The 13727-nt window shown below is 49.0% G+C and carries 12 protein-coding genes; 4 read left to right on the forward strand and 8 right to left on the reverse strand.

All coding sequences use genetic code 11. From position 1 onward, the window contains the following. Nucleotides 1-7 precede the first annotated feature (7 nt). Genes glnA through glgA form a run of 5 tightly spaced genes read right to left on the reverse strand, consistent with a single transcriptional unit; the run spans nucleotide 8 to nucleotide 4813 of the window. Nucleotides 8-1369 (reverse strand): type I glutamate--ammonia ligase, encoded by a 1362-nt coding sequence (gene glnA, locus BK816_RS05380; protein ID WP_071164260.1) that lies wholly within the window; start codon nucleotides 1367-1369, stop codon nucleotides 8-10. Nucleotides 1370-1428: 59 nt separating this feature from the next. Continuing rightward, nucleotides 1429-2328, reverse strand: coding sequence for an SPFH domain-containing protein (locus tag BK816_RS05385; RefSeq protein WP_071164261.1), 900 nt, complete (start codon nucleotides 2326-2328; stop codon nucleotides 1429-1431). Continuing rightward, on the reverse strand, nucleotides 2329-2796 hold the full coding sequence (locus BK816_RS05390; RefSeq protein ID WP_071164262.1) for an NfeD family protein: 468 nt from the start codon (nucleotides 2794-2796) through the stop codon (nucleotides 2329-2331). A 1-nt stretch (nucleotide 2797) separates the two neighbouring features. Next, nucleotides 2798-3583 carry an ABC transporter ATP-binding protein gene (locus BK816_RS05395; RefSeq protein ID WP_071164263.1) on the reverse strand — a complete coding sequence of 262 codons (786 nt, stop codon included), beginning with the start codon at nucleotides 3581-3583 and terminating at the stop codon, nucleotides 2798-2800. 9 nt (nucleotides 3584-3592) lie between these two features. After that, on the reverse strand, nucleotides 3593-4813 hold the full coding sequence (glgA, locus tag BK816_RS05400; RefSeq protein WP_071164264.1) for a glycogen synthase: 1221 nt from the start codon (nucleotides 4811-4813) through the stop codon (nucleotides 3593-3595). An 83-nt stretch (nucleotides 4814-4896) separates the two neighbouring features. Here glgA and glgC point away from each other — a divergent pair, with 83 nt between their 5' ends. Beyond that, the gene (gene glgC / locus BK816_RS05405) at nucleotides 4897-6132 is read left to right on the forward strand and encodes a glucose-1-phosphate adenylyltransferase (RefSeq protein WP_071164265.1); all 1236 of its coding nucleotides are present in this window, start codon (nucleotides 4897-4899) and stop codon (nucleotides 6130-6132) included. Between the two features lie 95 nt (nucleotides 6133-6227). After that, nucleotides 6228-7070: a YdcF family protein gene (locus tag BK816_RS05410; RefSeq protein WP_071164266.1), complete on the forward strand. Its 843-nt coding sequence runs from the start codon at nucleotides 6228-6230 to the stop codon at nucleotides 7068-7070. On the opposite strand, the gene BK816_RS05415 is transcribed toward BK816_RS05410, so the two are convergent. Both BK816_RS05415 and BK816_RS05420 read right to left on the reverse strand, forming a co-directional pair. Continuing rightward, on the reverse strand, nucleotides 7067-7567 hold the full coding sequence (locus BK816_RS05415; protein ID WP_071164267.1) for a SixA phosphatase family protein: 501 nt from the start codon (nucleotides 7565-7567) through the stop codon (nucleotides 7067-7069). The genes BK816_RS05410 and BK816_RS05415 overlap by 4 nt on opposite strands. 188 nt (nucleotides 7568-7755) lie before the next feature. Next, entirely contained in the window at nucleotides 7756-9372 is a 1617-nt protein-coding gene (locus BK816_RS05420; protein ID WP_071164268.1) for an ABC-F family ATP-binding cassette domain-containing protein, read from the reverse strand. Between the two features lie 150 nt (nucleotides 9373-9522). Here BK816_RS05420 and BK816_RS05425 point away from each other — a divergent pair, with 150 nt between their 5' ends. Next, entirely contained in the window at nucleotides 9523-11223 is a 1701-nt protein-coding gene (locus tag BK816_RS05425) for an AMP-binding protein (protein WP_071164269.1), read from the forward strand. Here BK816_RS05425 and BK816_RS05430 read toward each other — a convergent pair. Continuing rightward, nucleotides 11213-12664: an LssY C-terminal domain-containing protein gene (locus BK816_RS05430; protein WP_071164270.1), complete on the reverse strand. Its 1452-nt coding sequence runs from the start codon at nucleotides 12662-12664 to the stop codon at nucleotides 11213-11215. The two genes, BK816_RS05425 and BK816_RS05430, sit on opposite strands and share 11 nt — an antisense overlap. A 106-nt stretch (nucleotides 12665-12770) precedes the next feature. Here BK816_RS05430 and BK816_RS05435 point away from each other — a divergent pair, with 106 nt between their 5' ends. Further along, nucleotides 12771-13697: a diacylglycerol/lipid kinase family protein gene (locus BK816_RS05435; RefSeq protein WP_071164271.1), complete on the forward strand. Its 927-nt coding sequence runs from the start codon at nucleotides 12771-12773 to the stop codon at nucleotides 13695-13697. Nucleotides 13698-13727: the final 30 nt, after the last annotated feature.

Here is a 13727-nt window from a genome sequence, read left to right on the forward strand (position 1 = left end):
CTTGGTATTAGTTACGAGGTCGGGAGTTCAACGGGCATGGCGATAGGAAGCGATTTAACTCGTAAGGAGTAATTTGTGCTCGATATTCTTGCCATTCCGCCCGCTTATTTCGTTCAAAATACGAAAATACTTCTTCACCCAAGGTCTGTGCAACCAAATCGGAACGAGACATTAGCTTGACAGCAGATGATAAAGAAGTCGGTAGCGCCGCAATTCCGAGGGCGCTTCGCTCAGTTTCCGTAAGACCCCATACGTCGTCCTCGGTTTCTGGCGGAAGTACCATTTTTTCGGTGATCCCAGAAAGGCCGGCAGCAAGAATTACGGCCAGTGCCAGATAGGGATTTGCTCCCGAGTCCATGCCGCGGAATTCGATTCTGGCTGAAGAGGATTTCCCTGGCTTATAGAGGGGTACTCGCACTAAAGCTGAACGGTTGTTATGTCCCCAGCAGACGTACGAGGGCGCTTCTCCCCCGCCCCAAAGTCGCTTGTAGGAGTTCACATGCTGGTTAGTAATCGCGCTGATGCCACGAGCATGGTGCAAGATACCAGCCATAAAACGTTGGGCAGTTTGGGACATTTGATATTGTCCCGAGGGCGAATAAAAAGCGTTCTCCTCGCCCTCGAACAAGGACAAGTGCACGTGCATTCCAGACCCTGGGGCATTCGCGAATGGCTTAGGCATGAACGTTGCAATGATGCCCTCACGCTCTGCCAGTTCTTCCACTACCGCCTTGAGGGTAATAATATTATCCGCTGCTTGCAGGGCATCGACCGCACGTAAATCAATTTCAGACTGCCCCGGGCCACCTTCATGGTGGGAGAATTCCACAGAAATTCCCATTTCTTCGAGTACAGAAACTACCTTGCGTCTAAAGTCGTGGGAACGGCCTCCAGAAACATGATCGAAATAGCCAGCTCGATCTAAAGGAACTGGTTCTTCGTTAGGCTTAGGCACATCAGCTAACAAATAGAATTCGACCTCGGGATGTACCTGGCAATGAAAGCCCAACTCCGCCAGCTTTTCAATTTGCCGTTCTAAGACGCCTCGTGGGTCAGAGAAAGCTGGCTGCCCATCTGGCCCGAGCACATCGCAAAACATTCTGGCGACACGCTCTTCTTGATGCCAAGGCAATTCTTGGAAGGTGGCAGCATCTGGCTTGAGCAGCATATCAGATTCATAAATACGGGTTAGACCCTCGATGGAGGACCCATCAAAGCCAATCCCTTCCTTAAAGGCATCTTCTAATTCGCCGGGAGCAATGCTTACCCCTTTTAGTACACCTGATACGTCTGCAAACCAAAGGGTGATAAATCGAATCTGACGATCCGCAATAGTTTGTAGTACTTCTTGTTGAGCTGCAGTAAGCATTTGTTCTCCCGAGATAAAGCTTGCCCTTTGACCAAGATGGCCAAAGGGCAAGACGAAGATTATTCCTTGGTGCTAAATCCCTGCGAAATAGACTGCAAAGCGGCAGTTAATTCCGTGGGAACTACCCAAACCTTGGATCCTTCACCCTTAGAAAGTTCAGGCAACATTTGTAGGTATTGGTATGCCAGAAGCTTAGGATCTGGATTGCCTTCATGAATCGCGGCGAAGACCTTCTGGATAGCTTCAGATTCACCCTTAGCTCGCAAAATAGCGGACTGAGCTTGACCCTCGGCACGAAGAATGGCCGACTGCTTTTCACCTTCAGCGGTCAAGATTTCAGATTCACGATGACCCTGCGCAGTCAAAATGGCGGCACGCTTATCGCGTTCAGCTCGCATCTGCTTTTCCATAGCTTGCTGGATCGAGGGCGGTGGCTCAATCGCTTTAAGCTCCACACGGTTAATACGAATACCCCAGTTTCCGGTGGCCTCGTCGAGGACGCCACGGAGCTGCCCATTGATGTTATCGCGACTGGTCAAGGTTTCTTCCAGATCCATCGAACCAATCACGTTACGCAGGGTGGTTACAGTCAACTGTTCAATTGCCTGAATGAAATTGGCAATTTCGTAGGTGGCTCTGGCAGGCTCGTTAACTTGGTAGTAAACCACCGAGTCAATCGAAACTGTTACGTTATCAGAAGTAATTACCGGCTGCGGTGGGAAGGAAACAACTTGTTCACGCAAGTCAATCTTCGCCACTACACGGTCCAAAACTGGCCACATGAAGTGAAGGCCAGCGTTCCATTGGGCTTTAAATTTTCCTAGTCGTTCAACGACCACGGCTCGCGCTTGGGGAACAACGACAATGCTCTTCTTAATCAGGATGGCTACTAGAATGATGAGTAGTAAAGGCAGTAGCAAAGTTCCTAAACTACTAAACACCGATGGTTCGTAATCCATTTATTTTTCCTCTCCGTTTGAGGGGGTTTTAACCATTTGTGGCATGGCGGTAACCACTGCAGTGGCTCCGTCAATAGCGGTAACTTGCACAGTGGACCCGACCGGCAAGACGCCTTCGATCGTGCGTGCTGTCCAGTCCTGCCCTGATAGTTTTACTAAACCATCGCGAGTAGTTACCTCGCGCAAAACTACCGCATTTAAGCCCACTAGACCTGAAGCATTGGTTTGCAACTTTGGAAGCTTCTCTTCCAGGTGCCGACGCAAGCGCGGTCGCACAAGGAACAATAAAGCAACCGATACCAGGGAAAATACTCCCACGCTCCAATACCAGCTAGCTTCAGGAGCGGCGAAAGCAACCACACTGGCAGCTAGTGCCCCGCCTGAAAGCATCAAGAAGGTCAGATCAACAGTCAACAGTTCGAGCAAGCCCAAAAGTACCGCTGCAATTAACCAAACGATTGGGCCCATTTCAGCGCTTTCCTTGGGCTAGCCAACGTCCATCAACCTTGTTTACTTGCAATTCAAAGCCGTAAACCTTGCTGAGGTTTTCACTAGTAAGCACTTCATCGATTGGACCGGCTGCTACTGGCTGACCTTGGTTCAATAGCAACACGTGGGTAAAGCCAGCGGCAATCTGTTCAATGTGATGAGTAATCACCACCATGGCGGGCGATCGTTGATCGTTAGCCAATTCAGTCAAAGCGAGTAGCAGGGTTTCACGAGCACCTAGATCCAAACCGGCACCTGGTTCATCAAGTACCAAAGCTTGCGGGTCGGCCATAAAGGCGCGAGCGATTTGAACGCGCTGTTTCTCGCCCTCGGATAAAGTTCCAAAAGTACGCTGAGCCAAATGCGAAATACCAAAAGCGGAGAGCAGACTGTCTGCGCGCAAGAAGTCAATCTCTTCGTATTCTTCTTGAAAGCGTCGAGATAGACCATGAGCTGCCGCTAGTACAACATCACGCGCTGATTGCTTCGCATTTAGTTTGGTAGTAAAAGAAGTTGAAGCAAAACCGATTAAACGACCGATTTCAGTGGCGCTATACCGGCTAATTTCTTCGCCTAGTACAGACAAAGTGCCACTTTCAAGCGGTAAACGACCAGTTAAAGCTCGCGCTAGCGTAGTTTTACCTGCTCCATTCGGACCCAAAACTGCCCAGTGCTGTCCTTCTAAAACCTGCCAATCGGGAATTGAAAGGATCTGCTGACCAGCGATGGATACTACAACATCTTTTAGTGAAAATACTTCGACCATAGTCCTATTCTAACTGTCGAATCCGGCAAGAACCTGCTCGTACACGGCAACGGTGCGTTTTGCGATTGCTGACCATGAGAAATGATCCTCCACGCGTTTACGTCCAGCCCGTCCCATTTCGGCTGCCCAAGCAGGATCAGCAAGCACCCGATTAATCGCTGCTGCTAAGTCATTTTCAAACTTTTCGGGATCCAATGGCGTGCCAGTACCGTCAGTCACCTGTTCAATTGGCACCAATAAACCAGTTTCTTCATGCACAATCACATCAGGAATACCACCAGTTGCGGTCCCTACGACCGGCAAAGATACTGCCATGGCCTCAAGATTTACAATTCCTAGCGGTTCATATACCGATGGTGTAACAAACAAAGTCGAGTTATCAAGCACCTGGACTAGTTCCTCACGCGGAAGCATTTCCTCAATCCAAATCACTTGCTCGCGTTCTTTGCGCAACTCTTCTACTAAAGAAACAACTTCTTGCATAATCTGCGGGGTGTCTGGAGCCCCAGCACAAAGCACAATCTGCACCTCAGCAGGTAGCTGACGTAATGCCTTAAGAAGGTATGGCAAGCCCTTCTGCCTAGTAATCCGTCCGACGAACACGACGGTCGGCACGCCCTGAGCAATTCCTAGACGGGCAAGAGTTTTACTAGCAGCAACAGCACCTGCCTCAGAGTGATCTGGCAACCAGCCGTCGAGATCGATCCCGTTGTGAACGACATAAACCTTTTTGGGGTCAATATTTGGGTAGCAACGAAGAATGTCTTCTTTCATCCCATTCGAAACCGCAATAATGCCATCAGCCGCTTCATACGCAGTCTTCTCGGCCCAAGACGAAACTCGGTAGCCACCCTGTAGCTGCTCCGCTTTCCAAGGGCGCAAAGGCTCCAAGGAGTGAGCGGAAATAACATGCGGGATACCGTGTAGTAGCTTGGCCCAATGACCAGCCATATTGGCATACCAAGTATGCGAATGTACCAAATCAGCACCTTCGGCGCCCTGCGCCATACAGAGATCTACTCCCAGAGATTGCAAGGCAGCATTAGCATCAGCAAGTTCAGCTACATCGTTGTAACCGTGGACTTCTGGGGCATTTTCACGCGGCCCTCCGAAAGCATGCACTTTGACTTCTACCAGTTCTGCCAACACTTTTGACAGTTCTGCAACGTGAACTCCTGCTCCCCCATAAACCTTTGGTGGGAACTCTTTGGTCAACAAGTCGACTCGCATAATAATCCTTTCGTTCCGAGTTGTTACCTATTCTAACCCCTCTGGGCGTGCAAAGGTGTGCATTCAGTCGCTATGATGTGAACATGGCAACTGAGAAAGTACTTGCAATTGTTTTGGCAGGCGGCGAAGGAAAACGCCTAATGCCGCTAACAGTCGACCGGGCAAAACCAGCAGTTCCATTTGCTGGACACTACCGATTGATTGATTTTTCCTTGTCTAATATTGTGAACTCTGGGTTCCTCAAAGTCGTGGTACTCACTCAATACAAGTCTCACTCATTAGACCGTCACGTCACGATTACCTGGCGTATGTCCACCCTATTGGGTAACTTTGTGGCTCCAGTTCCTGCCCAGCAGCGCATGGGTAAGCACTGGTACCTAGGTAGCGCCGATGCTATCTATCAGTCAATGAACATCGTCAACGACGAAATGCCGGATTACATCGTGATCACCGGTGCCGACAACATTTATCGAATGGACTTCGATCAGATGTTGCGTCATCACATCGATTCAGGGCTTCCTTGCACTGTCGCTGGGATTCGCCAACCACTATCTTTGGCAAACCAGTTTGGTGTCATCGAAGCCGAAAATGGCAAGATCGTAAACTTCCTAGAGAAACCAGATAATGCTCAGGGACTTCCTGATGCCCCTGATCAGGTTCTCGCCTCAATGGGTAACTACATCTTCTCCACCAAAGAACTCAAAGAGGCCTTGGAAAAGGACGCCGCAGATCCAGATTCGAAACACGACATGGGTGGCAACATCGTGCCTTATTTCGTTTCCCAAGGTGCTGCGGGAGTTTACGACTTCATCAACAACGAAGTGCCGGGTTCACTTGAACGAGATCGTGACTACTGGCGTGACGTAGGTACCCTAGATGCCTACTACGAAGCCAATATGGATCTCATCTCAATCAACCCTGTCTTCAATCTCTACAATAGCGACTGGCCAGTTTACACCGGTTTGGGTGGCTCTTTACCACCAGCCAAGTTCGTTTACGGTAGCTCTGATCGCATGGGTATTGCGATTGACTCCATCGTTTCACCTTCGGTCATTATTTCTGGTGGTAAGGTGCAACGTTCAGTTCTTTCCCCTGGAGTCTATGTCCACTCGTGGGCAGACGTCTCCGGTTCTGTGCTGATGCATAATGCTCGGATTGGCCGTGGAGCGGTAGTCCATCGAGCAATCTTGGATAAGAACTGCGTAGTCGAACCAGGCGCACAAATTGGTGTCGACCTAGACCATGATCGCGAACGCGGTTTAACTGTCACTGAGAGCGGCATCGTGGTTGCTCCCAAGGGCATGGTTATTAAACCATAGTTTATTTTCCTTTGTTATTTGGGGACTACCTAACTGGCTAGTCCCCAAATTTTTGTTAGGCTATAGTCGTCCTCCCACCATTTACAGGAAGCGTCATGTCGTCTTTGCCCACGATTCCACTCCCCTGGTACCAAGCTGCATTTATCCTCATCGGTTTATGCATTGCCCTTAGCCTTTACAGCTCGATTTATCTTCTCACCTTACGACGGCCAAAAATAACTTCAGGTTTAGCATACCTACTACTAGCCACCTTCTTAGAAGGCTTCCTTGGCCTATTTTTTCTAATTGATGACGCCTCGAAAAGCTGGTGGTTAGCCTTATCGTTCTTCCCTATAGTCTTGCTTTTTGGCTATGCCAGCACCCTTTTACTCACCTTTGCGGCATGGCTAAAGAAGCCCAAAATTACGCCCCCGATTGCCGCCATCATCGTCTTAGGCGCAAATGTTACCTTCAAAATTGGACCGCTATTACAACGCCGGCTAGACACTGCAATCGCCCTCGGACAGCAAATGCCTCAGGTGCCCGTCATCATGTCAGGTGGACAAGGAGTGGACGAACCTTGTACCGAAGCCTCAGCAATGGCGGAATACGCAAGCGAAAATGGTTTGCCAGAAACGCAAATATGGCAAGAAGATAAATCGGTTTCTACTAAAGAAAATCTGATTTTCTCAAGTGAACTACTAGCAAAAGAGGCGCCAGAAAGGAGTGGCGATTTTCTGGTGGTAACTAACTCATTCCATTTGTGGCGCACTAAACGCTGGCTAAAGCATCTAAATCTCCCCGGTCAAGTCATTCCGGCCCCTACCAAAAGCTGGTATTGGCCAGTCGGGAGTATTCGCGAATATGTCGCTATCGTCTATACCCGACCGTGGTTACTGGCCATTTTACTGCTACTTGCTTTAACCCCAACGGTACTAGTAGCAGCCGCTAGTTTTTAAAGTGGCTTTGCGTGAATAAACTCTAAAAGATCGCAAGAAGCGCAGCTAAGCTCAGCTAAAGAAGTTTCAGACCGCATTACCAAGGCAGATGCGGTGGGGATGCCCCCATAAAACTGTTCCCGCTGCTGGCATTCTTCTGAAAGTAAGCTGACCCCGAAGGAAGAAATCGTAGGTTCGTGCCCAATAATCATTAGCGACGAAGAATCACAGTTATGCACGATTTCGCGCAGGTTATCTACATCGTATTCGTAAATGGTCGGATCCGTGAAAACCTGTTGATGCGGCAAGTATTTAAGTAGTTCCTTGGCAGTTTGTTGCGCCCGAACTGCATCCGAAACCCACACCTGCTCGATCGATTCGGTTAAACTCTCAGCCAATAGTTTTCCTAGTTCGCCCGCTTGGCGTTTGCCTTCTTCCGTTAGCTGGCGCGCACGATCACCGGCTAAGTCGAAACGAGCTGCGGTGGAGTGACGAACTAAAACTAAAGTTGATTTCATTTTTCAATAATAACGTAAATAAAACCTATAAAGAAAATATACCCACACAGTTGGACATAAAAGAGCAAGCCAAATCGGAATTTATCACTTCTTTCTACCCAGTTTGGGTAGAAAGTCCAAATTGGCGAATTTTCAGCCTTCTAACCTGTTTTTGATAGCAGCGAGGAGAAATATACCGAGTAAACAAGTTAGGTCAGCGTGACAAGTTCCAAATAGTCATCTGACCAAAGATCTTCATCGGCGTCAGGCAAGAGCAATACTCGATCTGGGTTAAGTGCTTCGACCGCTCCGGCATCGTGAGTCACAAGGACGACCGCGCCCTCGTAAGTCCGCAAAGCAGATAAGATTTCCTCACGCGAGGCAGGATCCAAGTTGTTGGTGGGTTCGTCAAGTAACAGCACATTCGCCGCTGAAACAACCAAAGTTGCCAAAGCTAGACGCGTCTTTTCTCCCCCTGATAGGACAGCAGCGCTCTTGTAAATATCATCACCAGAAAACAAGAATTGGCCGAGGACGTTTCGCACCTTGGTATCGTCAAAGTCGTCGGGGGCAGCCGCCATCATGTTCTCAAAGACAGAGGCATGCACATCCAATGTTTCATGCTCCTGAGCGTAGTATCCGAGCTTTAGGCCATGCCCAGGGATAACTTCACCTGCGTCTGCCGGTTCGATTCCCGCAAGGACTCGTAGCAAAGTGGTTTTACCAGCACCGTTTAGACCTAGGACAACTACTTTCGCTCCGCGGTCGATAGCTAAATCGACTCCGCTTAGAACTTCTAGCGAGCCATAGGACTTGCTGATCCCTTCAGCTGTTAATGGGACCTTGCCACAAGCTGCCGGTTCAGGAAAACGCAGCCGTGCAACTTTTTCGACTTCTGCTTCATTGCCAGCTAGGGCAAAGAGCTCTTCTGCTCGGCGAAGCATCTGTTGCGCAGCAACTGCTTTAGTCGCTTTTGCCCGCATTTTTTCGCCTTGCAGGCGTAAAGCTTCAGCTTTTTTCAAGGCCTGTGCCCGTTCCTTACGACGGCGACGCTCATCGTCACTGCGCTGTTTCAGATAGGCTTCCCAGCCCAGATGGTAGATATCAAGGACACCGCGATTGGCATCAAGATACATCACTTGGTTGACCGTATCAGCAAGCAGCTTTACATCGTGGGAGATCACAATAAAGCCACCAGGATAGGTTCTCAAATAGTCTCTGAGCCAAATGATGGAATCATGGTCTAAGTGGTTAGTTGGCTCATCTAGCAGTAGAACATCCGCTTCAGAAAACAAAACTCGTGCAAGTTCAACTCGACGACGCTGACCACCAGATAGAGTTCCAAGTGGTTGGGCCAAAACTCTTTCGTCTAGACCGAGGGCGGCCGCAATCTGCGATGCCTGAGAGTTAGCGGCCCAGCCACCGGCCACAGTAAATTCATGATCAAGCCGGACGTATTTTTCCATCGCTTTGACTTGTTTGTCCCCTTGGGCCTGGGACATCTGTGCCTCAGCTTTTTTAATTCGAGCAATCAGCTTATCGATCCCACGTACTGACAGGATGCGTTCCTTGGCCAGCATATCGCTATCGCCCTCGCGTGGGTCTTGTGACAAATAACCAACTGTACCGGTTACCTTAATCTGGCCAGTCTGCTCAACAATATCTGAGTTTTCGTTTGATTGCGCCAAAAGTCGCATTGTAGTGGTTTTACCGGCACCATTTCGGCCGACAAGTCCAATCCGCATTCCTTTATCAACCTTGAAGGAGGCATTTTCGACAAGGGTCCTAGCACCGATTCGCAGGCTCAACTCAGATACATTAATCACCTAGCTAGTGTACCTTTTGTAAATCGAGAAAATAGCTATTTTTCGGAAAAATCAACCGAAAAAAGCCTAAAATCACTGTTAGTGTAGTCACCAGAAGGATTTTTCGGGTAACGTTAATAAGCTGAGTCCCGCCAGGAGAGAGGTTTTCTTGTGTCGTACCAAGACATTTTAGAACAAGCGCACCGCTACTACGATCGAGGTGTGCCCTTCGAAATTCCTTTACCTGAAGGCTCTCTATACGAAAATCTATCGCGTGCCGCTAATGCTTGGCCGAAACATGCAGCAATTGACTTCATGGGACGCGTATGGAATTACCAAGATATCAACCAAGCTGCGCTAAAAGCAGCTCAAGTACTTTATGATGCAGGCGTGCGTAAAGGTGACACCGTCGCAGTTGCTTTACCAAATTGCCCTCAGCACTTTGTCGTTTTTTATGCCCTAATGCGCTTAGGAGCTGTAGCAGCCGAGCATAATCCCTTAGCTCCGGCTTCCCAGATTGCCACACAGCTAGCTCGCCATCAGGGAAAAGTGGCAGTGGTGTGGGAAAAGTGCGCAGACAATTTTATGTCCTTAACTGAAAATGGTGGCACGGTCTTTACTGTGGATATTTCCGCCAGTCTACCGCTAACCAAGCGCCTAGCTTTAAAGCTACCAGTTGCTAAAGCCAAAGCGCTAAAAGAAAAAATGCGTGGACCGGTCCCAGCCCAGGCTACTAGTTGGGACCAAGCGGTAGCCAAGGCTAAACCTATCGCGACTCAAATCCCGACAGCGACTGCGCATGATATTGCAGTGATCCTCCATACTGGTGGCACAAACGGAGTACCCAAATCTGTTCCCTTGAGCCATCAAAATATCGGGGCTAACTGTAATCAGAACCGATTCTGGGTCTATAAGCTAAATGCTGCAGCAGAGACTTTTTGGTCTCTACTCCCCTACTTCCATTCATTTGGTTTGACCTTCTTTTTAGTTGCATCGGTTAGCTTGGGAGCCACCCAGATTGTCTTACCCACATTTGACGTTAAAGCTGCCCTAGAAGCACATAAACATCGCCCAGTTTCTTTCTTCGTGGGCGTTCCCCCCATGTTCGATCGCATTGAAAAGCAGGCAACAAAGCAAGGCATTGACCTATCCACCATCAAGTACGCCATCAGCGGTGGCATGCCCCTTTCACGTGAAATTGCAGAGCGTTGGGAAGCAGCTACCGGCCACTTCATTATTGAAGGCTATGGGATGAGCGAAACGGCACCGACCATGTGTGGTTCCCCATTGACTCCAGATCGCCGTCATGGTGCCCTCGGTCTACCTTTCCCTTCTACCAAGTTAAGGATCGTCGATCCCGAGAATCCAACCGAGGACGTACCCGATGGCGAGGTGGGAGAACTCTTGGTACAAGGCCCGCAGGTCTTCCACGGTTACCTCGATGATGATGCTGAAAATGAAAGAGTTTTCCTTGACGGTTGGTTCCGAACAGGCGATATGGTTCGCAATGAGGATGGTTTCATTGTGATGGTAGATCGTTTGAAAGAGCTGATCATTACTAATGGTTTCAATGTGTATCCCTCAGAGGTCGAAAAAGCCCTAGCAGAACATCCTGGGATTGACGGCGTGGCTGTGGTCGGGCTACCTCATGCGGCAACCGGAGAGGAAGTGACGGCAGCCGTTAAGCTAGCCGAGGGCGCTACCCTAACCCTAGAATCTTTACGCCAGCTGGCAGCTAAAACACTTCCGCGTTACGCGCTACCGACTAGGCTAGAAATCGTTTCGGAACTACCGAAGTCGCAGTTGGGAAAAACCCTACGCCATACCGTGCGGAAACGGATTCTCAAGTCTGAAGAAACTACTACTGACTAACCGACCCGATTAGGTCGCCAGATCGACGTTCTCTCGGGGATACCCATTCGCGTACTGCGGGGGCAGTAAGAGCCAAAACTACGAGCAAAGAAATGGCTGCTGGCAGTAAATGCGTCAAGTGGAAGTCGTTTCCAGTGGTAACTGCCCACAAATCGGAAACAGCGGCAACCACTGCCACACTCAACAAACCAATTCGAGCCCAAGCGTACTTCTTGAGAGTCAAGATGTAGAGCACCAACTGTGCGTAGCCGGCGATTGCTAGGATCAAAAGTTCTATGCCATCTTCCGCCAGTAAGGTGGCACCGTCCCCGCCTAGCCAGACTGCTCCAAATAAAACCAAGACCACTGTGGTTAAAACAGCCGCAGTGATAGTTAGGAAACCGACGAATCCCAATGCCGGTGGGGGCAACGTCTTATCGAGGGTTTCATTCATAATTTGTTTAGTGCTCAGTTTAGCTGGGCGATAATGGTTTTTGTCTGCGTCTTTAGCTTTCTTGGCCTCATGTTCATCGGCATTTGCCTTATCATGTCGCATCGCTGCCCCAGAAAGATCTAGGATCGGCATGTTGCCATCTGTCCGGACGATATCTCCCCCACCATTGCGATCATGGAAGGCGGTAGAAAAACTTTCCAGTACTTTGACCTTGCATTCCGGGTCGGTGTAACGGATCGTTTTAATAATGTAGTCACGCTCGGCATCAACATCATCGTCGATCTTGTGAGTGACTTGGAAGGTGAGGGTAGATAATCCTACCGATTTATCGTAGGTACCCGCAGCCAGCCAGTCTACTGGTTGTTTGCCAGGTAGGTCCCATCCCTGAGGAGTGGGCCAAAAACGAACATGATGACGTTGTGCGGCACTCCCATCAACCTCTTGTTGATAAGCAAAAGCATGGCGATGTCCAAACAAGAACAGGTCAGAGACCGGCGCGTTGGGATACGACTTCCCAGTCAACGAAGACTTCACAATGCCCCAAGATGAGCGCAAGGTGATTTCATCGGCTCTAACCCATCCAGCTTTCGCCATAATAGCGTGGATATCTTCTTCCTCGCCGAGCAGAGCAAGATTTACCGGATCTCCTAGGAGACCGTCACCAGTTTTAGTCCGAGCCATAAAGTAATCCGGCACATATAAGGTAGTAAAGACCTGGTGGATTCGAGGTAGGAGCAGATAGGCTAACACTGCCCAAAATAAAAGCAATACCACGATAGATTTCCAAGCAAATTCCATCCCAGACCAGAGCAAAAGTCCAGCGAACCAAAGGGTAAGTCCAACCGTCAAGATCACGAAAATAGAATCTACGAGTAAATAAATCCGACGTTTCGTTTGCTTTATTTCCAGACCATCTGAAAGGTATTTAGGGTAAGAGTCAGGAACCGGATAAAATCCAGCAGACAAAATAGGAGTGAATTTTTCTGCTTCTTGACGGTTATCTGCCATTTCAAACTCTTTTTCTGCCGTAATGCTATTTCCTTTATCTTACGCTCTCGTCTTTATTTTCCAGAAATAGAACTGCTTTTTATTTGATTCTGCTAAGGTTAATGACGTGCGTTTACTCTTTATCCTTAATCCCACGGCCAATGGCGGTCGGGCAGCTCAGCTAGCGAATAAAATTCGTAGCTTCTATCTTGAGCATGCCGACGATCCTCGTTTGGGATCGACCTCGCCTAGCTTAGAAATTCGTTTGACCGAATATCCTAGTCACGCGACACGGCTAGCTGAAGAAAACGCAAAACTTTTTGACGTAATTGTCGCGGTAGGTGGCGACGGTACAATTAACGAGGTTTGTCGAGGACTAATCGCGGCTAAAACGGGGCAACTTGGTGTTATCCCCGCAGGAACGGGAAATGACACCGCCACGGGACTCGAGCTACCAAAGACTCTGGCAGAAGCTTTATGGGCAATCCATGAATCACCCATCCGGCATCTAGACTATGGCACCGTTAATGGACAAGTTTTTATTAATAGCGCGACGGTAGGTTTCGATGCGCTGGTGGCATCGCATGGCAATCGCATTAAACGGGTTCTGAAATCTCACTGGGCCTATGTGATCGGTTTGTTTACCGCTCTGGCTACGTACCATTTTCCCAAGATTCAAGTTCCCCAGGACTTTCCTGCAGGTGACGATTGGGCCGGTACGCAACGTGATTTGTGTTTATTAGCTGTTTGCAACGGGCGATACTATGGGGGCGGAATTGAGATTGTTCCTGGCGCTACCTTGGATGACGAGCTCCTCGATCTTTGTCTAATCACGAATATTAGCAAGCCTCGTTTGTTAAAGCTCTTGCCCACTATTCTTAAGGGCACCCATATTAAACAAAAACAGTATTTACGAACATGGAAAACTCAGCAATTCTCGCTGCCTGTGTTAACCCCTACTCTCCTAGGAATAGATGGCGAAATCTCCGAAGTTGCTGTGGGGGAAGTCCTTCATTTTGAGCTCCACCCTGGTGGGATTAACTTTGTTGGCTAGCTTGAGCCTGTTATGTTTTGCCTTAAAATA

Origin of the sequence: Boudabousia tangfeifanii (genome assembly GCF_001856685.1) — a bacterium.
In the GTDB taxonomy this organism is placed as follows: Bacteria; Actinomycetota; Actinomycetes; order Actinomycetales; family Actinomycetaceae; genus Boudabousia; species Boudabousia tangfeifanii.

Bases quoted from the DNA above. Each gene is read 5' to 3' on its own strand.
- BK816_RS05415 (WP_071164267.1), bottom strand. From the start codon at position 7,567: ATGAAATCAACTTTAGTTTTAGTTCGTCACTCCACCGCAGCTCGTTTC.
- glgC (WP_071164265.1), top strand. From the start codon at position 4,897: ATGGCAACTGAGAAAGTACTTGCAATTGTTTTGGCAGGCGGCGAAGGA.
- BK816_RS05410 (WP_071164266.1), top strand. From the start codon at position 6,228: ATGTCGTCTTTGCCCACGATTCCACTCCCCTGGTACCAAGCTGCATTT.
- BK816_RS05430 (WP_071164270.1), bottom strand. From the start codon at position 12,664: ATGGCAGATAACCGTCAAGAAGCAGAAAAATTCACTCCTATTTTGTCT.
- BK816_RS05385 (WP_071164261.1), bottom strand. From the start codon at position 2,328: ATGGATTACGAACCATCGGTGTTTAGTAGTTTAGGAACTTTGCTACTG.
- BK816_RS05390 (WP_071164262.1), bottom strand. From the start codon at position 2,796: ATGGGCCCAATCGTTTGGTTAATTGCAGCGGTACTTTTGGGCTTGCTC.
- BK816_RS05395 (WP_071164263.1), bottom strand. From the start codon at position 3,583: ATGGTCGAAGTATTTTCACTAAAAGATGTTGTAGTATCCATCGCTGGT.
- glgA (WP_071164264.1), bottom strand. From the start codon at position 4,813: ATGCGAGTCGACTTGTTGACCAAAGAGTTCCCACCAAAGGTTTATGGG.
- glnA (WP_071164260.1), bottom strand. From the start codon at position 1,369: ATGCTTACTGCAGCTCAACAAGAAGTACTACAAACTATTGCGGATCGT.